Here is a 20,186-nt window from a genome sequence, read left to right as displayed (position 1 = left end):
TGATTGTTATGACTAATAAAACGTTAATTTCAGAACTCAGAAAATCAAAAGGATGGACTCAGGAATATCTTGCAGAAAAAAGTGGTTTAAGTGTTCGAACTATTCAAAGGTTAGAAGCAGGGTATGACGCTAGTTTAGATACATTACGTTTAGTTTCAGAAGCTTTGGATGTTTCTATTAATGAGCTGTTTGAAAAAGTTGAGAATAAGAATAAAGAAAAAGAGATTGATATCTTTTCTGAAGAGCAAAATAGTCAAATAAACAAACGTCAATCAGAAGAAAGTTTATTCCGCATCATCAATCTGTTGTTTTTGGGTTTAATGCTGGTTATTGCTTCGTTTATTGATAAAGTACCTGAAAATAAGCAGACTATTTTGGGATCAATATGGGTAGCTGTATTTCTGTTAGGGTTCGCTATCATAAAATATATTAAAAATTCGTGGTGGAGAACAAAACTAGATACAAAGTATCCGCTAACCAAATCACTACTTCGTCAAAAAAAATCGAATCGTGATGACTTTTTTTGGTGGAAACACAAAACTGTTAGGAACGTCATGATGATTTTTTGGGGAGCAATTATACCGTTACTATTTATTTTGAAATATGCGCTGCATTTATTTTAATTTTATATGAACCATAAAGAAAGTCCCTCAGAAGTAATTTTGAGGGATTTAGTATATTTTCGGTGCTGTTTAAAAGTTGCTTTAATTAACATAAATCCTAATTCTTTAATGATTAAATCATGAACAAAACCACCCTGTTTTCTAGTGGCCTGATAAGGAACTTCCTTGCCAATTATACTTTTAACCTTGTTAAAAATAGCGTCTATTGACATTAAAGTTGATTCAGTTGGATAACTTCCATGGAATGCATTAGCTTCCACACCGTTCTAGAACTAACTTTGATGCCCTGATTCAAAAGGACCTGGTGAATTCCTGGATACCCATAGACATACCGGCTTTGCTTCCAAGCGACTAAAATAGCTCGCTTTAAAATAATATTTCGCTTATCTCGAGATGTTGGTTAATGTTTGAGCCAGTAATAATAGGTGTTTTTTGGCATCTTAAAAGCATGTAGAGTGGTAGCTAAGCGGTGTCCATCTTGATGAAGCCTAAGACTTTTTTAACGGTTAACACTTCCCAAGTAACACCGCAGCTCGTTAAATCTCCATTTCCTTCTGAACTTTTCCATTTGAACGTATTTTTCATATGAAATCTGCTTTCCATCAACGTTAATAGAAGAACTCTACTTCAACCAACGATTGATTGTGTTAGCTGAAACATCGTAGTCCTTAGCTAAAGATTTAACGCTGTGATCTTGTTTAGACAATGAAATATTGGAATTCTTGAATTCCTTTGAATATGATTTTGGGATTTTGGGATAATAAAAACTCCTTTAATAATAATTATACCCGAAAGGACACACCATAAAAATGGTCTATATTATTATCATAGGAGCAGATAATAAAAAATAAACCCACTCAATCAAGAGCGGGTTTATTGTAATTACCATAAAAGTAAGATACAATAAGTTTGTTGTTGAGTAACTAACACTAAAAGAGTTGCTAAAGTTGGTAAGTGCTAATTAGCACCTGTAACTCTAGCTATTGGAGTAGCTACCAACACGGTGTGTAACCAAAAATTTGGTTAATTTAAACACCACCTTTGTATTTTATTTTTGGGTAGTGGAGCTTAATAACTCCACATACATATTATATCACAGGCGTTATGTATAAGAGACTACCATTAGTTTGGTAGTCTTTTTTCATTATCCGAAGAAAGCGTCTTCAAATTTCTCATCACTCTACACAAGATTTATTATCTGAAGCCTATAAATTAAACCAAAAACAAATCGCAATTACGCAATTGATTTTATTCTAGTCTAAAGTAATAATCACGAGTATAATTTACGTAGAATTAATTTTAAGAAGGTGTCTAAAATATGCATATTAATTTCCCGAAATTATCTCAAGATACACCCACGATTGGTAAAGGAAGCCAAATTAAGGATACTAAGTTTGGTAAATGGATCGAACTGGGTGAAAGTAACATGATTGATAACTGTACATTTGGCGATTATGACTATACTGGCCAATATTGTTTTATGCAAAATACTGATTTGCAAAAATTTGATAGTATTGCTGCCATGGTTAGAATTGGCCCTACGAACCATCCATACGATCGAGCAGCTCAACACATCTTTGCTTACAACGGTGCTGCATACGGATTTGGTCCCAAGGACGAAGAATATTTAAAACACCGCAAACAGATCCGGACCAAGATCGGCAACGATGTTTGGATTGGCCACGGCGTATTAATTCTGACTGGATTGACCGTTGGTGACGGTGCTGTAATTGGTGCTGGTGCAGTCGTTACCCATGATGTTGAACCCTACACCATTATTGGTGGCGTCCCTGGTAAAAAGATTAAGGATCGCTTTCCAGATGAAGTGAAAACCGACTTAACTAAAATTGCTTGGTGGGATTGGTCCCGTGAAAAGTTGGAAAAATACTACCTTGATTTTAGATTACCAATTGATGAATTTATTCAAAAACACATTCATGATTAATCCTAATCGACTCTGATTGATATTCCTTGGTGGGTAAACGCCAATTAATTTGGCAGGTGGGCTTTGTGTTGATAGGCACAAATGGAAATATTTTAATGAGGAGTCTTTTATGATGCAAAGTCGTAAGAAATGGTACGCATTAGTAGCGGTTTGTTTAGGCTTTTTTATGGGATTATTAGACGTAACGGTCGTTAACGTCGCCCTCCCAACAATTCAAACTAGCTTTAACAGTACCTTCAGTCAGCTACAGTGGATTATTAATGCATACACATTAATTTTTGCCGCCATTTTGTTTTTAATTTCTAAGTTAGGTGATCTAATCGGTAGAAAGGTGGTATTTATTGCTTCATTAACCATTTTTTCGATTTTCTCACTTGCTTGTAGCCTCGCACCTAATATTTGGCTGTTGATCATCTTTAGGGGCTGCCAAGGAATTGGTGGTGCCGGAATGTTAAGCCTCTCAATGAGTATTATTGCAGATACTTTCGATGGCAAGACCAGAGGGTTAGCAATTGGAATTTGGGGCAGTGTTGCGGGACTGTCGACCGCCCTCGGTCCGTTGATAGGTGGCATTTTACTAAGCTTTTTTAGTTGGGAATCGATTTTCCTAGTGAACCTCCCAATCGGTGTGATTGCATTAGTGATGAGTGCAATGTTTATCCCTAAGTCGAAGACGTTCAACCAGGGTAAGGTGGATTTTTTGGGGATGATACTATCCTTTGCATTTATGTTCTGCATCATCTTGGGGTTAATTCAAAAGGAAACCCATTATAACTACGGCTGGCTTGATTGGCATGTGGCGACCCTATTAATTAGTGGTGTGATTTTAATTATTATCTTCATCTGGTTAGAAAATAAGGTCGCTTCCCCCATGCTTAACCTAGCGTTATTTAAAAATCGCCAGGTAGTGGGCAGTGCGATTTCGAACTTAACCCTGGGAATGGCAATTTACGCCCTATTTAGTTATATCATTGTGTTATCCCAAGACTATATGGGATATTCAGCCCTACAAAGTGGCGCCCAATTAATGATCATTAGTGCCTTTTCACTCTTTTTAGGTCCGGTTTCTGGTAAAATTGCCAGTCGAATCAATCCAGGGTACATCATTAGTGGCGTCTTAGTGTTGGCAGGATTTGGAATGTTCGTCCTGCCCGCTTTTTTAGGTAATCACAATCAATGGTTCGTGTTAATTCCCACCTTCATTACGTTAGGATTAGCTAACTCAATGGTTAATCCGCTCTCATCAAACATCGCGGTCAGTGCTGTTGATGCTCCAGAAATTGGGATGACTTCTGGATTATTAAACGTCGGTAAGCAGTTCGGGGCTAGCCTTGGTTTGGTGATTTTAGGAATTGCAATGACCAGTAGCTATAATTATCATTTAGCCCATTCATTCCTTCCAGCTAAGTTGACGCAGGTAATGCAAAATGCAGGCCCATTTTCCGGAAGTGCAATTGCTAGTAAAATTAAGCATTTTAATATCGAAGCAATCACGCACAATGCGTTTTTCCGGGGGATGGATAACGTCGCAATTACCTCTGGAATTATCTTCATGATTGCTGGCGTGCTTTGTTACTTCTTACTATGCAAAGGGCAACGACTATTTCAAAAATCTGAATATTAAACAAAAGCAGGTCTCAATTTTGAGCACCTGCTTTTTATATGAAAACAATTAATCCAAAAATAATTACAGCAATCGACATTGCGACGGCCATTAAAATGTGATCGTGGCTATCACTACCATCATGTTTTAGTAAAATTAAACCCCAGAACAAAATCGTAATGGATAATAAAATTAAAAATGCACCCGTTTGACTACTCATCCTAATCAACAATCCGCTTTCCTAAGATATTAAGGCTACGTTGTTTACCATCCATTAGTGCCACGTTTGGCATGTGACCCCAATCCTCGTAGTTATTCTTATGGAATAAATGCAGACTGGGTGCATTGTGGGCAAAAATAAATGCCACGATTGTTTTAATCCCTAGCCGTGCAGCTAGCTTTTCAGCATGATTAACCGCCGCATTTCCAATCCCCTTATGTTGAAAATGGTTGTCAATATAGATACTAATTTCAACGGTTTCCTCATAAGCTGGTCTGCCATAAAAACTGCTTAAACTTAACCACCCTGCGCGATCATCATCATAGTTAATCACTAACAGGGGGCGGTGCCCAGGTTCATGTTGTTTGAACCAATCGATACGATCACCCACAGAAATTGGTTCTAAATCAGCAGTGGCCATTCGACCCGGAATTGATTCATTATAAACGTCAACGATATACGGTAAATCAGACCTAGTCGCAGTCTTAAATTCAATGTCCATCCTCTCATTATCCAAGCCCATGTTATAAAACCTCCAATCATTTCATATTCCCATTATAATCAAAATAAATTGGATTTGCATGGTTCAGCTTCATAATTATTGCGTTTTATGAATTGAAATGTCACCATCGGTCGTTTGGAATTGATATGGTTTATGTCCATTAAGCGATTTAAGATCACTACTAATGGATTCACCGCCATCACTAGTCTTAATGCTAATCAATGCATTATCACGAATACTTACAGCCCCGCTGATATCACCATCGTTGGTCTTCATAGATAACGACTGATTGATTAATTGATGGCCAAATGAAATGTCCCCATCAGAATTCGTCACCATCAGTTGGTGCCAATCATTATTCCCCATTGAAATATCACCATCAGTATTTGTAATCTTACTCTGGCCGCTCATTACCGCATTCTTCCTTAGGGTGATATCCCCATCGATCGAATTAACATCCAACGCCTTAAAAGTACTCTCAGCCAGGTATGAGTCCCCTTCTTGACAGTCGATTTTGCTCCCGTCTTGTTTGAACTTACTACCAACTACTGAGACATCGCCGTCATTTGAGGAAATAAAAACGCTATTAGCACGGACCTGATTTAAATTAATATCGTTGATTCCCCTTAAGTTCAATTGGCTATTGAGCTTAATGCCGTCCATTTTCAAATTGGAGTTGGAGTTATCTTGTTGATAGTTATCCAGTGCTTTGCCATTTGGGATGGTAATGGTCAACTTGGTACTATGTTCCTCATTGCTCCAACCAAATAATGTAAAGTGAAAAGAATAATTTGATTTATGGTCATTAGTAATCGTAAGAATGCCATTTTTTAATTCATAGCTAGTATGTGTTCGCTTAGCATCGTTGGCAACGACTTGATAATGTTTTCCATATTTTACGGTAACGTCCGCATCCGCATTCACCCTCACTCGATGGAATGGTTTAAAATTTTTAGTATATGATTTCCCATAGTGGGCGTTAGTAGTTGAAATCAATCCGTTAGCCACCGCCCCCAAATTAAAATTAAAGCGTGCTAATCCAACCAGTGAAATGATGAACCCGAGCCCCAGGATAATCAGTCCGAACATGGTTACTTTCTTCATTCTTTATTCCCCCTATCAGAACGATGCCTATTAGCCATTTGCATCCGTACCCATAAACTAATGTTTTTAATTGACCGTCCTAACCCAATAAATGATTTATTCATGAATGGAATTAATAGCAACGAAAGCCCCAAAGCCATTAGGCTAAAACCAATAATCGTAATACTGATTGAAAAGTTAGTAAATAAATGGGTGATTGCCCATATTAGTGACACTAGGCCCGCAAAAATCCCGGAGAACACTAAGATTGCTAATCCAAATAATAGGACGTATAACGCAAAAGTAAAGCTAAGCGCAATTGCCCCTAGAAAAAGCAATAAGGGCAACCAGATGGGGGCCCCAATTATTGCAAGCACCACAATTAGTACTACCAATGATGTGTTTTTAGTTGCTTGTTTTTGCACCCTCGTTCTGTGGTGAGCATTTGCCTTGTGATCTGATTTAATTGAATCATCATTTAAAATTTGAGCCGCCAATGAACCGGGCCGCCCTAGCTCAGCTACACAGTCAGCATAATTAACGAAGCCCCCGTCAATTAAATAGTTTTGATAGTAAGTCACGCTATCATTTAAATCCGATGAATTTAAACCACTCAAGTGGGTTTTTAACTCCTCAATGTACCTATTCAACTTCATCACTCCCCATTAATTGATTAATTCCCAATTGAAAACGCTGCCAGTCCGAACGAATTAACGCTAATTGCTTTGCTCCTGTTTCGGTAATCTGATAATAACGCCGATTGCGCCCCTTATATGGTTGATCATATGTAGTCACAAGCCCATTTTCCTTCAACCTCCTCATTACTGGATACATGGTGGAATTAGAAACAGCAATTGATTTTTGAACTAACTTGGTTAATTCGTAACCATATAGGTCGTTTTGATTAAGTAATCCCAACACACAACCATCTAGCAGCTCAGTGCTAATCTTGATTGCCATATTACCACTCCTTTAATATTATACGTTGTATAGTATATACAATATAATATTACTTTGCAAAAGATAATTATAATAAAATTTCTTTTTAGCCTTAGTTATGGTATGGTTATTTACAACTTAAAGCACTAATAATTAAATAGTAAATTTTAGGGATGTGAGAATGTGATTAATCAATTTGGTAATAAAATAGTCCAAAACCATTTAGTAGGGAAGCTATTAAACATTTCAATCGGCATTGAGATTGAAAGAATGCGCTCTGATTATAGTGGTAATATGAGCCTAACTAAACACCCCAATGGTGCTGGAAGTCCCTTTAAGAATCCGTGGATCACAAAAGATTATTTGGAATCAATGACTGAGGTGGTCACCCCACCAGTAAGGGCAATTGATGCACTCCACTACGACTACTCATTAACGCACGTCTTACGTCGGGTGATCAACAGGGATGAGTTATTATGGCCCCTTTCCATGCCCGCAATTCTACCGGAGCATAAGGATAAGTCATTACTAGCAATCGAGCCACCAGCAAAACAAGCCTACTTTGAAAGTATTTGTGAACGCTACGGTATTACCCAGGGGGCACCCTGCGGGATGCATATTAACTTTAGTTTTAATAGCGATGTCCTAAATTGTCTCATTAGTGAAGATAATGAAGATTTATCCAATATTGTTAAAATTAGAAATAAGATCTATACCACCGTTGCCCAGGGCTTTGTTAAGTATCGGTGGTTGTTAACCTACTTATTTGGTGCCAGTCCGGTAGCGCAGGGAAACTACTTTAAACCGGGCGATGGCCCTGAACACCCCATCAGAAGTATTCGACAGAGTCACTTTGGCTTTATCCGTTCATTTGACGTCGATTACTCCAGCGTTGATCACTATGTTGACCGAATTATGGATGCGTTCAACCGTGGTCAAATTGCCGGAGTAGCTGAATTTCATGGCTCCGTTAGATTTAGAGGTGGCAAGGACTTAGAAGCCTTAAAGACCGCTGGGATTAAATACCTAGAACTACGAATGTTTGACTTAGATCCAACTACTGACACTGCCATTAAAACCACTACTCTAGCATTGATTCGGTTAATGGCCGCCTACTTCTTAATGACCGATAGTGGTGAATTTAACGGAAACACCATTAACCAGTTAGATGCAGCTGATAGCATGAATGAAGCAGTCTCGCTCGAAGCGCCTGATCAAATTAGTGAGTATGCGGATCACGCTAAGAAATTTGTTGGTCAATTAAGGGCATTTACCGATCAACTAGGGCTAGGACCAGAATATCTAGAAGTCCTAGATACTGCAATGAGCCATGTTGACCACCCAGCAAAGACGCTTAGTGCTCGCTTAACGACCAAGATAACTAATGGTTCATTATTGGAATACGGTTTAGCGCAAGCAAGACAGTTCCAATCAGACGCACTAGCTGGACACTTTGTTTTTGATGGCTTTAAGCAACATGATGGAGCCCTTTCAGAAGGTGAATTAAGGACGGCCTTATTTGGTGGTAATTGGGATGCCCAATAATCAGTGTCAAATATTCCATTAAACTTTTTTAAATTTCGTTAACCAAACTTAATTATCATGATATCATTAAGAAAATTTAGTGAAATGGAATGATTGATTGTGAATCAAAATAATGAACCTGAAACTAGAGAAGAGCTCCATCGTAACTATCGCCGTTCAATTGAGAATGGTGATAATTACGACTCAAACGACAATTCAGAATATCGTCAGGATTATAATTCCACCCCACCCAAAAAGAAGCGTCATTACGGGCGCTGGATTGCCGGCATCATTGCGGTTCTATTAATCATCGGTATTTTCAGTGTTAGTCATCAAGTAAGTGAGCTAAGCAATAATCAACGCAAAACAGATACCACCCTTGACAAGGTCATCAAAAATCAAGGTGAACAAATTGCAAAGGAAAAAGCGCCTGCTAACGTAAAGCCACAGGTAATCAAAATCATTCAAAACACACCACTTAGTGAATTACAGCGTGCAGCGAATGACCAGGCTTTATTTAATCAAATCGCTAATCAAAACCAGGTCCCACAAAAATACATTCAAGAAGCACAGACTGCGTGGTTTAATTCTGAAAACCAAGCCCTGCGGCAAGCAATTGAAAATGGTAACTTATTAGCTGCATACAACGACTATCGAAATAGTAATAATTCTAGTTCTTCCAGCAGCAACTAACTAAAAAGCGCCCCCGTAAGTTGACAATGTTCGACTTACGGGGGCGCTTTAGTTTATCTTTAATGAATTGGTTTACTTATATGCAATCGAGTCATGACTATCTTTTAATATATCCTGAATGCTTTGGTCCAATTGATTCAAGAAGGTTTTAATATCACTTAAATCGTTAGTTAATTTGACTAGATTATCGTTCATTTTTTGAATATCGTCATCAGATTTCGCATCTTGATTAACTAATTGGTTAAAAATGCGATAGTCGGTCGATAAATTCCGATTACTACTGAATAAGTTCGTAATAATTTGGTCAACATTATCGATCTCATCTGCAGTTAAATTGAGGGATGCTAGGCGGTTCTTGGCAAAGTTATAAAAACTGGCGAATTGTTGCACGTCAAAACCATTAATAAAACTTTGGACAAATTCTGAAATGCCATCAATCGTTTGATTATTACCTAAATAGCGCTTGATTACATTGATGTTTCTCGCATAGTCTAATGACACATTTTTAATATGGTATAAGTCATTTAATAATGAATTCAACATCTGGTAATTTTCAATAAATAATGAATTATTTAAACTATCCAGTCGCTCAGTCCGAATTTGAATCCTAGTAACCACCACGGTCCCAATAACCGCAACGATTGATCCTAAGTAGCTCCCAATAAATCCAATCCAGACGTCCGGTGAACTTTCATTTGGATAGATAAAATGGAGGAACAATAATGGAGCAATAATGATGACTGCAAAGATTAGGACATAGATTAGTCCGTTCATGATGATTTTAAAAAGCTGTTTTTGCATTAGTGATCCGCCTCCCCTCTTATAACAATCTTTTATTAATAGTAACTAAAAAACGACTAACTTTTAAGTTAGTCGTCTTGCGATTGGGCTAGCTGGGTTCGAACCAGCGCATCACGGGATCAAAACCCGTTGCCTTACCACTTGGCTATAGCCCAATACTGCCTAATTATAAGGGCATGAGTTGTGATGGAAGGAACCATCATCTAATTAAAATTACAACTCGAGGGCGGTATGTGGGAATCGAACCCACGCGTGTCGGATCCACAAACCGATGTGTTAACCACTTCACCAATACCGCCAATACTTCATTATTATAGGAAATGGAATTAAATTCACTTGCCTATAACTATGGAGGGGAGTGGATTCGAACCACCGAACCCGAAGGAGCGGATTTACAGTCCGCCGCGTTTAGCCAGACTTCGCTACCCCTCCGAAATCTGATATTTATCAGAACAACAATATATATGATAGCTAATTTTTGCTTTTAAGTCAACTGTTATTTTTTATTTAGTTAAAGTAAGAACAAACAAATATGTATTCCAGATAAATTATTATCTGGACCGAGCTTATTTAAGCAGCTTTAAATTGGCTGCTGGGGTTACCAAGTACCCCTGCTTAATTTTATAAACCATTTTTCCATTTTTATTTTTAAACTGCTTTAAAATGCGATACTTTTGATTCGATTTTAACTTAACGCTTCGGTTTAACGAACTACCCTTTAGAGTCTTTTGTTTGTAGAGCTTAACTGATTTAGACTGCTTGAGCTTTAAATAATTTGCCTTTTTAGCAATCACCCGTTGTTTTTTAGAACTGGGTGATTGGTTACTAGCTTGATTACTATCTGGATGCAATGAAGTATTTACATTTGATTCATGATTTTGATTAGCAACACTACTATTAGCAACTGATCTTACAGGAGCTGAGTCCCCCTGTGAAGCTACAGAATCGCTTAACGTTGTGATAACATTATAAGATGCTTCGGAACTACTAGCAGTTGGTTTGGAATTAGCCTTAACATAACTAGTCTTCTTAGTGCTTCGGCTACTGGATGTTGAATGATCTGTGACCGCTGAGCTTAGCGGAGCTTTGGATGAGGCGATACTACTATTGGATGCAGATGAGTTAGTGCTTTTTGATGAGGAACTAGATGCGCTTGATGAATTGCTCGATTCTTTAGCAGAAGTCGATGATGCTGGTTGCACTACTGATGAAGCGACATTGCTATTGGTTTTAGATGCGCTATTGCTTTCTGATGAGGCGCTAGCTTTGCTTGATGAATTGCTTGATTCTTCAACTACACCCGATGATTCTGGTTGTGCTGCTAATGAAGTTGGTTCATTCGATTCAGCGTTCGATTTTTCAGGCGTTAACTTATTATTCTCATTAACAGTATCAGAATTAGGTGATGTTTCATTTAATTGTTCTGAAGAATTAGCTGCTTTGCCTTGGTCATCTACTTCTGATTCTAAATCAGTAGAACTAGCTTCATTAGTGGGTCTCCCTGCTAATGATTTGGTTTCTTCGTAAGTTAGCTGCTTTTCGGGATTAATTTCTTCTTGATTTTGATTGTTTTTTGAATTGGTTTCTGTTGTTTTTTTGATATTAGTTAATGTAACTATCAACTTACTATCAGAATCGTTAGAAGATGAATCAAAATTAAATCCATTTTCAGGGCTGTTCCCTGTGAGTTGACCATTCTTGACCTCAAGACTAGCAGGTTGATTTTGCAGCTCCATGTTAAATTGAACGCTCCCTAAATTTAGAACATGTCCATTTAAATCAATTGATAAATCACGGCCAGGGATATTAATCATATTATTTCGTGAAGAAACCCTACTTTGATCAATTGGCAATTCTGATAAGTTAATGCCAGTCATATTAATATCTGTTCCCAAATCAATTTGTTGCACTTGCTTATCTGCCATTGCATTAATTAGTTCATATGACTCTTTAACATTGGTCGTCATTTGGGTAATCTCTGATGCATGGGCCATATAATTATCACTAATCACGCCCCCAAATGCGGTAGCTAAAACGATTGCAGTGGAAAATATAATCCAGCGCTTCTTGACCTTTCTTAAATTCTTTTTTTCATTTGTTTTTTGATTAAACATATTGTTTAACACCTCCGTTAATATATATATTCGACAATTAACGGTTTTATTTTTATTTTTGCTAGAATTAGTGCAAATTTTTAGTGCTAAAATAAGAAAATATGATAGTATAAAGGTCATAAGAAAAGTATTTCTACATAATTTATAATAAAAGAGGTTTTTACTTTGAATCAAGATCAAGCTGCTCTGACTAAAATTAAAGAGTTAAGTAACCAAGCACAAAAAAATGATGAAACGAAAAATTATTATAGTGATGATGTTAAAATATATACTAATTTTCTAGAATTATGGTCTGATGAACAAAAGCACGATCAATTTGCTGAATCTGACCAAAAGTTAATTAGTACCTATTTAGCTGCTCTAAACGATAAGTTCATTCCTGAGTATCAAGCAGCATTAAATCATTTTGACGAGGATTTAAACCTCCAAAGTGCTGAATTGTTGCATTTAACACCTAAGGATAATAAGGCTAATTTAAAGGACTACATCGAAATTGAGCAGTTCTTTAATAACCAATTAACGCCTAATGCGGTAATTGATGATTTGAAAAATGTTGATCAACCCGTCGCAAATTTAGTTAAAAATCATGAACTTCCAGAGTACGCTAAGCAACTTGATTGGATGGCACTTTACCTACTAATTAATGCAATTGCATACCATCACTGGTTTAATAAATAATTTAAATCTGTAATATAAAATGGTCCCTAACGGAAATATTTCGTTGGGGACCATTTTATATTACACTATGATATTTAATTTCGAATGTAAATATATACCAATTATCTAATTAAATTACCACTCAGTAGTAATGATATTTCACCTTATTAATTTAACATGCTTCGAAAACTCGCATACGCGAGAGTGATCCTAACAGTTTGTAAGGCATTTCACTTTATTGATTTAACATACTTCGGAAACAGTTGATAGTTATTTGGCCAAATATCCCAAGCATTTCACCTTATTGATTTAACATACTTCGGAAACCCATTGACCGTTGTTTTGGTAACGCTAGTTGCATTTTACCTTATTGATTTAACATACTTCGGAAACCTGATTTGGTTTCAGCTGTTTTGGCCCGCTGCATTTCACCTTATTGATTTAACATACTTCGGAAACTATCAATATCGGGTGGGATGGTAGCGATATGCATTTCACCTTATTGATTTAACATACTTCGGAAACTCACTATCCCTCGCAGTCTCATCCAGTCCAGCATTTCACCTTATTGATTTAACATACTTCGGAAACGTGCTAATGCACTTTCAATCGTTGCATCGTGCATTTCACCTTATTGATTTAACATACTTCGGAAACGACCGCTGGCACTGACAAATTTACGAGTGCGCATTTCACCTTATTGATTTAACATACTTCGGAAACTGACCATCGTTAGATTAACCGCAAGCCCGTAGCATTTCACCTTATTGATTTAACATACTTCGGAAACCCAACATTCAAACTATGCGCCGGGTTCACGGCATTTCACCTTATTGATTTAACATACTTCGGAAACTGACTTCATATCCAGTCAGCTGTTGCAACGGCATTTCACCTTATTGATTTAACATACTTCGGAAACTCTGCACGTTGTGTTGAGTGCCGTAACCAGGCATTTCACCTTATTGATTTAACATACTTCGGAAACTATGATGATTCATCTTTCCCACCGTACAGAGCATTTCACCTTATTGATTTAACATACTTCGGAAACCCAGCTTTGCAAAGACTGATGCTAGCGGTCGCATTTCACCTTATTGATTTAACATACTTCGGAAACCGTTCTTAATAAATATCCTTAAGACAGTCTTCTAATTATGCCAATCAACAAAATCAGAATCGATATTATAAAAATCACAATCTGGATAATGACTAGAATCACTCAAAGAAGCAAATTCGATACATAATAATGATGTATCAGCATTTCTACATAGGGATGCTAGCTCTTGAAAATGATCACTGGTTAAATAATGAGCTACATTAGTTAAACCAATTATTTTAATATCATTTAATTCTACTTGGATGTTAATTAACGTCTCTATTATATCATAAGGATTATTTTTAATGGAAGGTTCCAATCTAATTCCACAATACTTAAATACTTTGCTAATGTCCCCATCATTGTTAACAGTTAGGGGTAGATTAGCCATAAATAAACATCCTTGAACCTCAGTAAATAATTTAGTGGTTAAGTTGTGAATCGAATTAATCTGTTGTTCATTTAAGTTTTCAGCAATATGCTTATAAACACTTTCAATTGGCTTACTGATAGAATAATTATTAATATCACCAACCCAATTAATGATTTTACTAATTTTTAATGCATCATAATGATCATCTAAAATTGTAACCTTGCCACTATCAGAATCAATTCCGGTTAACAAGTCATAATAAACAGACTGATTGTTAGTACTAATAACGGTTATCTTTCCAGGATTCAACTTAATATGTTCATGCGCATGATAAGTAAAAATCATAATATAATCATCCCCTTATCTGTATTCCTAATATCATCCTTCGGTTCACCAATTAAAAAGTGCATGTCATTATATTGTTTTTCAGTAAGCATGAAAGTTTGAATCACTCCCCTTTCAGGTGCAAAAGTTCTTATTCTGCCCTCTAACAATTTAGCTGTATTACGATTTAAACAAACTCTTGCATATACAGAGTACTGAATCATTAAAAACCCTTCATTAATTAATTCCTTTCTAAATTTACGGTAATTTCTACGTTCTTCACTCGTTTGAATTGGTAAATCAAACATTACCATTAATCGCATAATCCGATACCTCATTTATAAAGTCCACCTCAATTTTTACATTCTTTTTCCCATCCGTTAAGAACATTAAGCAATCATGAACGTAAGAATTAATTGCATTCATTAGCAACGTTCGTTTTCCATTAAAATTAATTTCTAAATTTAAAAGTGATACTAGTCCATATTTAAGTTTTGGTGTTAGATATTCAAAATTTTGGAATGAAACCCACGCATCAATAATTGGTCGAAATGGTTCCATTAAGTCAGATCCTAAATTAAAAGCATTATTATCACTATGGTGATGAATGCCAATGTAAGTAATATAACCGTCACTCACAATTTTCTTATTTACCATTGATAGTAAAATTGAATAACCGTAATTAAGTGCATCGTTAAAATGTTCATTTGGATTATGACGACTAAATTGGATTTGATCAAATAGCATTGGAAAGTACTTTCTAGCAACTACGGCTTCACGATTAGTTACATCATTTACTTCCACTTTATTCAACTCATACTCAAGTAAATTATAATCACCAGCTAATCCCTTAATAACATTAATTTGATTCTTTATTTTAGCCATTACAATCTGGGTCCATAGAAATACTTTTCTGTTTTCATCCCAATTAAACTGTTGCCTTAATAATTCTACAGAACGGTTATTTGGCATATTATTAACAGTCTCACAAATGGGCATTTTTTTATCATCTGTAAAAATGATTTTAACTTGTTGTTCATTAAGCCTACTAATTAATGCACTTGTGATCACTGCTTGAGTGGTATCAACTAAGACAATGTTAATATCACTAATTGGAATTTGATAAATTCCATTAAAAGATTGAACCACCATCATATTGGATGAATATGATAATTTAGAATGCTTAGTAATTACTACGTTTCTCCATGCCATTTAATTTCCCCCTTGATTTTCATTAAAAAATCAGTTATATTATCTGTGTTGGGTAGCTCCCGACAGTCTCAAATGTTTCACCGACATTTGACCTTATTGATTTGACATACTGAGTGGAAATCAAACAATGCTTTATGCGGAGTTTTATCTTCTGACCCATTATATGGGCTACATAATTAAAAGAACCGACTTTCAAAATTGAAAGTCGGTTCTTTTTTGATCTTATAAATCTTTCAATCTTATTTTTCGTTCAAATAATCCAGTTGGAGATTGATAACATATAATTGCATCTTCAGACAATATAACCCCACTTTGTGTTTGCATTTGTCCGAGAGGTGTTCCTAATCCAATTTCTTTCAATTTACCTGTTTTGGAATTTGCATGTAGACCATTCAATATTTCAGTTAGTATCTCAAATTTACCACTTGTAATTTTTTTTGATCCATTAAATTCATTTTTATTGGGTAATTTTTTAAATAAATCAAACCCATTTCTAATACCACTAGAATCATATAATGGCATATATTTATCCATTTTGTTAATAATTTCTTGATATACATCATCGTATGCTTTAGATAAATCAGAGTATGATAAATCATTAGCATTTGAAAGTGTTTGAATCGACTTACTAGATAATACCAATTGTTTAGCATTGTACTTATAAGCTGAAGTACCTAGCGTAAACTTATCCTGCCCATCAATTATTAATTGGTTCTTAAAAATTCTTCCAACCACTATCTCAAATTGCTTAGTTCCTTTTTTATTTGTAAATTCAGGTAGCAAGAGTTGACGAAGTGCTTTATTGTAATCTAAACCTGATAATTGTTTTAATTGATCTAGCCACCGACGCTTAACTCCAACTACTTTGTACTTATTACCCCTTTTATCCTTAATTCTAACGACTGCCATATATGAATCATTATTGTGACTATAACCTCCGTATTCATAAATTGATTTATCAGATTTAATTGGAATTAAATTTTTCTTTGAACCGTTCCTTGCAGATCTTGCAGGATAGATTCTTTGCTTAAACATTGCACCATTTTCCACTGTAACCTCATGAGTGGTCAACATAAATTGATACTCATATATTTCATTAGCCTTATGAATTAATAAATCTCGATATTGCTTAACCACACCATAGTAGTCTTGATTATCAATTTTGCTCAAATCCTGTAAATACAAATCATGCAGGAAATTGAAGCGCCTTAAGTCTAAGCGATCATTAGTATTAAATTGATTTTCACCGTAAACAAAGTAAGCTTTAAGTTTTGGATACCGTCGGTACAAATAGGTTCCAGCAAATACGGTTAAATATGCATCAAAAGCATGATGATAGTCATTGACTAATCGATTTTTAATAAAATCAAAATCCAACCTTAATTGGTGATTCATCTTAGCAGTTACCTCAATGATATGACTATCAGGGTAAATTTCATTAAGAATATTCGCCGTTAATTTAATAACTTGACTGGTTTCCACTAGTTGCCGTTGAACGAATCCACGCATTGAATACTTATCAACATTATCAGGATTCATAGTCAGATGCTTTAGCTTTCGCTTGTTAATCAACCCATTAGATTGGAGGTATCGCCAAAATGACCCCATCTTCTTTCCAAACATTTCATTTGGAACGTTATCTGATTTTTTATTATTAACTGATGTACGTACTAACACTCTGTTAGATAGAGAATCATCCTTCACAAATGACTGGGGTAAGATATGGTCAATATCATATTGCTCTAAATGATCAATATTAATTGGTTCACCAGTATACATATCCCTACCCAATTGAGTAAAGTATAAAAACAGTTTATCAGTAATTCCACGCTTTGATTTAGCTGCTGTTTCTAATTCATCCCCCAAATCACTATTGGCAATTTCATCAGCTACATTCCGATATGCAGCTCTAATTTTATTTGCACGACTTTTAGTTCGCTCAGCCTTATCTGCAGGGGAACGGGTAAACTCAATTGAAATTGAAGCCGGGTCGCTTCCCATTGCATTTTTAATATCTTCAACTACTAACATGACCTGCCGAATCGCTTTTTTATTTTGCGGCGAAGTATAGGTATCATCTAATATTTTTTCAGGGCCAATTTTACTAATTTTGCTTCCATTTGCCTCTTCAATTTGAGTTGCAAAGTCTGGTTGAGATTGAATTTGCATGAAATTACTATTCGTATTCCACAATTGATCCAACACTCTTTCGCCATCTTGATTCTTCAAACCAACCAATAACTTTTTAGATAATCTCCCCCAGCCCCGATACCGCTTATTAACTAACTTGTTAATTTGATCATCAGATAACCAACTAATTTCATTTAATTTGGCTCTGTAAATATCACGACTTTCGAACACGGTTGACCACTCAATCATGTTTTCAAAATCTGACTGTAAGTTTGGATCATCAATCTTACTTCCGAAAATCTTTTTAAAATCATTATAGGTTCCCAAGTTATTATTAAATTTCTTAGGATCAGATAATCCAGTGATTTCAACCTTTGGCAGGTTTAAATAATTTTGTAGCTTTTTAACCGTAACGGTCTTTTGAGTCTTAAATAAGTCTTCAAAAATTCGTTGCTTATCAGCAACAGAAATCCGACTACCGTTAATTTTCACCATATTCAGTTCATTTAAAACTTTGAATTTTTGATAAATCAAGCTTTCGTCTGGTAATACATCTTCACCAATTAAATAACTATCCTTAGTGGTCATTCGTTTAATAAATGCAGTTGCTGATGCCATCCGATCTACTTTTTGATCAAAGTTCCAAGGCGTGATTGCCCCATTGGATTTTCTAACCATCCAAGCAAACTGTTTTCCAGAAGTCTTTAACTGTTCTTCTTTTGTAATTAGTGGTCCCACATAATATGGAATATGAAATGCCACTAGTTCTTCAATTTTATAATGGGCGACACCATCTCGGTTATGATTTGGATTTAACTCTCCTAAGAATGGATAATATTGCTTTTGATTATCAATGATTTTTCTAAGCTCAATTTGATGGAATTGATGCGGGATAACTCCGTTGTCCGAAGTCCTTTGTTTAGGCATGAAGTTATCTTTTTCAATTAATTCACCAATCTTTTGCGCTAATTCTGAATCATCAAGATTTTTGCGAACTTCCTTGTAGAATTCTTCTCGGTTAATTTTACCCAGTCTTTTATTATGAATATACTTATCATATGCTGTCTCTAGGCCAGCTTGCTTTTTAGCATCATCTAAATTATTTATTAATTGTTTGTATAATTTTAAATGTTCAGCATGATCATGGTACTTTTTAATCATTGATTCTGACAATCCCATTCCATTTGGAATAATTTGATTTAAGGTTACCTGAGCATACCACTTTCTAATAATATCTAAGATTGCCCGTTGATTATCATCCAAATCAGGGACTAATTCCTCTAACTTAGCATCGATATCCTCACTACCAAGTTCAACCGTTAATTCTTTAATCCGATCCTTATCCTTTGGGTCAACTGGTAAGTTTAAAAGCAGATTCAATTTCGTCCCATAACCAAGAATGGCCTTGCTAATTTCCCTAATAAGATTAGTGGTTATTTTATTAAAGGCCTTATCATCCTGCTTAAGGTCCATTAATTTTACAATATCTTTTTGCTTATCATAATTTTTGATATTAGTATTTAATAATTCGCTTTCAACTTTAGTACCATTACTTTCATTAATAATTTTTTCTGAATCATCAAACAAAGTATTAAAATAAAAATTTAATTGCTCGATAAAATCATTAAAAGCTGTCTTTTGTGAATTAAATTGACTTACCGGGGTGGTATCTAAAAAATTCCCGCGATATTTTATAATATGGTGCATCGCCAAATAAATTGACCTTAAATCAAATTTTTTATGCTCATTCATTAAAGCAAAGCGCAAATGATAAATTGTTGGGTATTGCTGATTGAACTTGGAATCACCGACTTCTGGAAATAATAAAGAACCCTTAAAGTGCCTATTTTTATCACTAGGCACTAAGTTGGAATCCTTCATTCTTAAAAAGAACGTCGAATCAATTTTACTAATTTCATCATCAAAAATGGCATCCAACATATGTAAACGCCACTTACGTCTTTTTAGCCGTCTCCGAGTGGTTCTAAAAGTCCTTCGTTCAGCAGCTGTTTCGCCTTCTTTAAATAATCGAGCTCCAATTATGGTTTTCCCTTTTTTTCGAACTAATTGTCCAGTATCATCAATTGCAGCAAATCCAACAGAATTGGTCCCAATATCTAATCCAATGTGGTATTTTTTCTGATTATCGGCCATAAAAATCCTCCTATTAAGCTTTAAATAATAAGCTATTAGTACTAATTGTATTATACAAATGATTTAATATCCATATTTATAGAAAAATAATGACCATCTATTCATAATTATATTATTTTAAATCGATATAAAATAAAAACTAGCGCTTCAAATTAATTTGATAATAAAAAATCCGTTATAGCAAAGTAAT

At 35.4% G+C, this 20,186-nt stretch carries 19 protein-coding genes, 3 tRNA genes and 1 CRISPR repeat array; of the genes, 6 read left to right on the top strand and 16 right to left on the bottom strand.

Features of this window, described 5'->3' with window-relative positions:
- The first annotated feature begins 8 nt into the window (after window positions 1–8).
- Window positions 9–623 (top strand): helix-turn-helix domain-containing protein, encoded by a 615-nt coding sequence (locus MOO44_RS01290; RefSeq protein ID WP_260115790.1) that lies wholly within the window; start codon window positions 9–11, stop codon window positions 621–623.
- Window positions 624–834: 211 nt separating this feature from the next.
- Here the strand turns inward: MOO44_RS01290 and MOO44_RS08710 are convergent, their stop codons facing one another.
- Together MOO44_RS08710 and MOO44_RS08705 are read right to left on the bottom strand one after the other, a co-directional pair.
- Window positions 835–933, bottom strand: coding sequence for a hypothetical protein (locus MOO44_RS08710; RefSeq protein ID WP_423802899.1), 99 nt, complete (start codon window positions 931–933; stop codon window positions 835–837).
- Window positions 934–1,245: 312 nt separating this feature from the next.
- A complete protein-coding gene (locus tag MOO44_RS08705) occupies window positions 1,246–1,329 on the bottom strand; it encodes a hypothetical protein (protein ID WP_423802898.1) in 84 nt (27 codons plus the stop codon).
- Between the two features lie 612 nt (window positions 1,330–1,941).
- Here MOO44_RS08705 and MOO44_RS01285 point away from each other — a divergent pair.
- Both MOO44_RS01285 and MOO44_RS01280 read left to right on the top strand, forming a co-directional pair.
- The gene (locus MOO44_RS01285) at window positions 1,942–2,568 is read left to right on the top strand and encodes an LbetaH domain-containing protein (RefSeq protein ID WP_260115789.1); all 627 of its coding nucleotides are present in this window, start codon (window positions 1,942–1,944) and stop codon (window positions 2,566–2,568) included.
- Between the two features lie 112 nt (window positions 2,569–2,680).
- Window positions 2,681–4,192, top strand: coding sequence for an MFS transporter (locus MOO44_RS01280; protein WP_260115788.1), 1,512 nt, complete (start codon window positions 2,681–2,683; stop codon window positions 4,190–4,192).
- Window positions 4,193–4,226: 34 nt separating this feature from the next.
- Here MOO44_RS01280 and MOO44_RS01275 read toward each other — a convergent pair whose 3' ends face one another.
- From MOO44_RS01275 to MOO44_RS01255, 5 genes are all read right to left on the bottom strand, one after another.
- Window positions 4,227–4,391 carry a hypothetical protein gene (locus MOO44_RS01275; protein ID WP_260115787.1) on the bottom strand — a complete coding sequence of 55 codons (165 nt, stop codon included), beginning with the start codon at window positions 4,389–4,391 and terminating at the stop codon, window positions 4,227–4,229.
- Between the two features lies 1 nt (window position 4,392).
- On the bottom strand, window positions 4,393–4,893 hold the full coding sequence (locus MOO44_RS01270; RefSeq protein ID WP_260115786.1) for a GNAT family N-acetyltransferase: 501 nt from the start codon (window positions 4,891–4,893) through the stop codon (window positions 4,393–4,395).
- A 96-nt stretch (window positions 4,894–4,989) separates the two neighbouring features.
- The gene (locus MOO44_RS01265) at window positions 4,990–5,997 is read right to left on the bottom strand and encodes a DUF4097 domain-containing protein (RefSeq protein ID WP_260115785.1); all 1,008 of its coding nucleotides are present in this window, start codon (window positions 5,995–5,997) and stop codon (window positions 4,990–4,992) included.
- Entirely contained in the window at window positions 5,994–6,632 is a 639-nt protein-coding gene (locus MOO44_RS01260) for a DUF1700 domain-containing protein (RefSeq protein ID WP_260115784.1), read from the bottom strand. The genes MOO44_RS01265 and MOO44_RS01260 overlap by 4 nt, the downstream gene beginning before the upstream one ends.
- Window positions 6,619–6,936, bottom strand: a complete 318-nt coding sequence (locus MOO44_RS01255) for a PadR family transcriptional regulator (RefSeq protein ID WP_260115783.1) — start codon at window positions 6,934–6,936, stop codon at window positions 6,619–6,621. Before MOO44_RS01255 ends, MOO44_RS01260 begins: the two co-directional genes overlap by 14 nt.
- Before the next feature lie 162 nt (window positions 6,937–7,098).
- On the opposite strand from MOO44_RS01255, the gene MOO44_RS01250 reads away from it, so the two are divergent.
- Both MOO44_RS01250 and MOO44_RS01245 read left to right on the top strand, forming a co-directional pair.
- Window positions 7,099–8,460, top strand: coding sequence for a glutamate--cysteine ligase (locus tag MOO44_RS01250; protein WP_260115782.1), 1,362 nt, complete (start codon window positions 7,099–7,101; stop codon window positions 8,458–8,460).
- 99 nt (window positions 8,461–8,559) lie between these two features.
- Complete coding sequence (locus MOO44_RS01245) at window positions 8,560–9,132, top strand: hypothetical protein (protein WP_260115781.1); 573 nt, start codon at window positions 8,560–8,562, stop codon at window positions 9,130–9,132.
- 72 nt (window positions 9,133–9,204) lie between these two features.
- Here MOO44_RS01245 and MOO44_RS01240 read toward each other — a convergent pair whose 3' ends face one another.
- The 5 genes from MOO44_RS01240 to MOO44_RS01220 form a co-directional block, all read right to left on the bottom strand.
- Window positions 9,205–9,933 (bottom strand): hypothetical protein, encoded by a 729-nt coding sequence (locus MOO44_RS01240; protein WP_260115780.1) that lies wholly within the window; start codon window positions 9,931–9,933, stop codon window positions 9,205–9,207.
- Window positions 9,934–10,016: 83 nt separating this feature from the next.
- A tRNA-Gln gene (locus MOO44_RS01235) sits at window positions 10,017–10,088 on the bottom strand.
- A 70-nt stretch (window positions 10,089–10,158) separates the two neighbouring features.
- Window positions 10,159–10,231: transfer RNA gene (locus tag MOO44_RS01230), tRNA-His, on the bottom strand.
- Between the two features lie 51 nt (window positions 10,232–10,282).
- Window positions 10,283–10,365, bottom strand: a tRNA-Tyr gene (locus MOO44_RS01225).
- 134 nt (window positions 10,366–10,499) lie between these two features.
- Window positions 10,500–12,047 (bottom strand): pectate lyase-like adhesive domain-containing protein, encoded by a 1,548-nt coding sequence (locus tag MOO44_RS01220; protein WP_260115779.1) that lies wholly within the window; start codon window positions 12,045–12,047, stop codon window positions 10,500–10,502.
- Window positions 12,048–12,212: 165 nt separating this feature from the next.
- Between MOO44_RS01220 and MOO44_RS01215 the strand changes: the two genes are divergently transcribed.
- Window positions 12,213–12,725, top strand: a complete 513-nt coding sequence (locus MOO44_RS01215) for a hypothetical protein (RefSeq protein ID WP_260115778.1) — start codon at window positions 12,213–12,215, stop codon at window positions 12,723–12,725.
- A gap of 133 nt (window positions 12,726–12,858) precedes the next feature.
- Window positions 12,859–13,824: direct repeats of the CRISPR family, unit length 36 nt; unit sequence GCATTTCACCTTATTGATTTAACATACTTCGGAAAC.
- 31 nt (window positions 13,825–13,855) lie between these two features.
- On the opposite strand, the gene csn2 is transcribed toward MOO44_RS01215, so the two are convergent.
- The 4 genes from csn2 to cas9 all read right to left on the bottom strand — a co-directional run bounded on the left by csn2 (window position 13,856) and on the right by cas9 (window position 19,996).
- On the bottom strand, window positions 13,856–14,521 hold the full coding sequence (gene csn2, locus MOO44_RS01210) for a type II-A CRISPR-associated protein Csn2 (RefSeq protein ID WP_260115777.1): 666 nt from the start codon (window positions 14,519–14,521) through the stop codon (window positions 13,856–13,858).
- Window positions 14,518–14,823, bottom strand: a complete 306-nt coding sequence (gene cas2, locus MOO44_RS01205) for a CRISPR-associated endonuclease Cas2 (RefSeq protein WP_260115776.1) — start codon at window positions 14,821–14,823, stop codon at window positions 14,518–14,520. The genes csn2 and cas2 overlap by 4 nt, the downstream gene beginning before the upstream one ends.
- Window positions 14,801–15,712, bottom strand: coding sequence for a type II CRISPR-associated endonuclease Cas1 (gene cas1 / locus MOO44_RS01200; protein WP_260115775.1), 912 nt, complete (start codon window positions 15,710–15,712; stop codon window positions 14,801–14,803). The genes cas2 and cas1 overlap by 23 nt, the downstream gene beginning before the upstream one ends.
- A gap of 222 nt (window positions 15,713–15,934) precedes the next feature.
- Entirely contained in the window at window positions 15,935–19,996 is a 4,062-nt protein-coding gene (gene cas9, locus MOO44_RS01195) for a type II CRISPR RNA-guided endonuclease Cas9 (protein ID WP_260115774.1), read from the bottom strand.
- Between the last annotated feature and the right edge of the window lie 190 nt (window positions 19,997–20,186).

This window comes from Nicoliella spurrieriana (assembly GCF_023380205.1).
GTDB classification, from domain to species: domain Bacteria; phylum Bacillota; class Bacilli; order Lactobacillales; family Lactobacillaceae; genus Nicoliella; species Nicoliella spurrieriana.
This window is presented reverse-complemented; position numbering and strand designations above follow the sequence as displayed.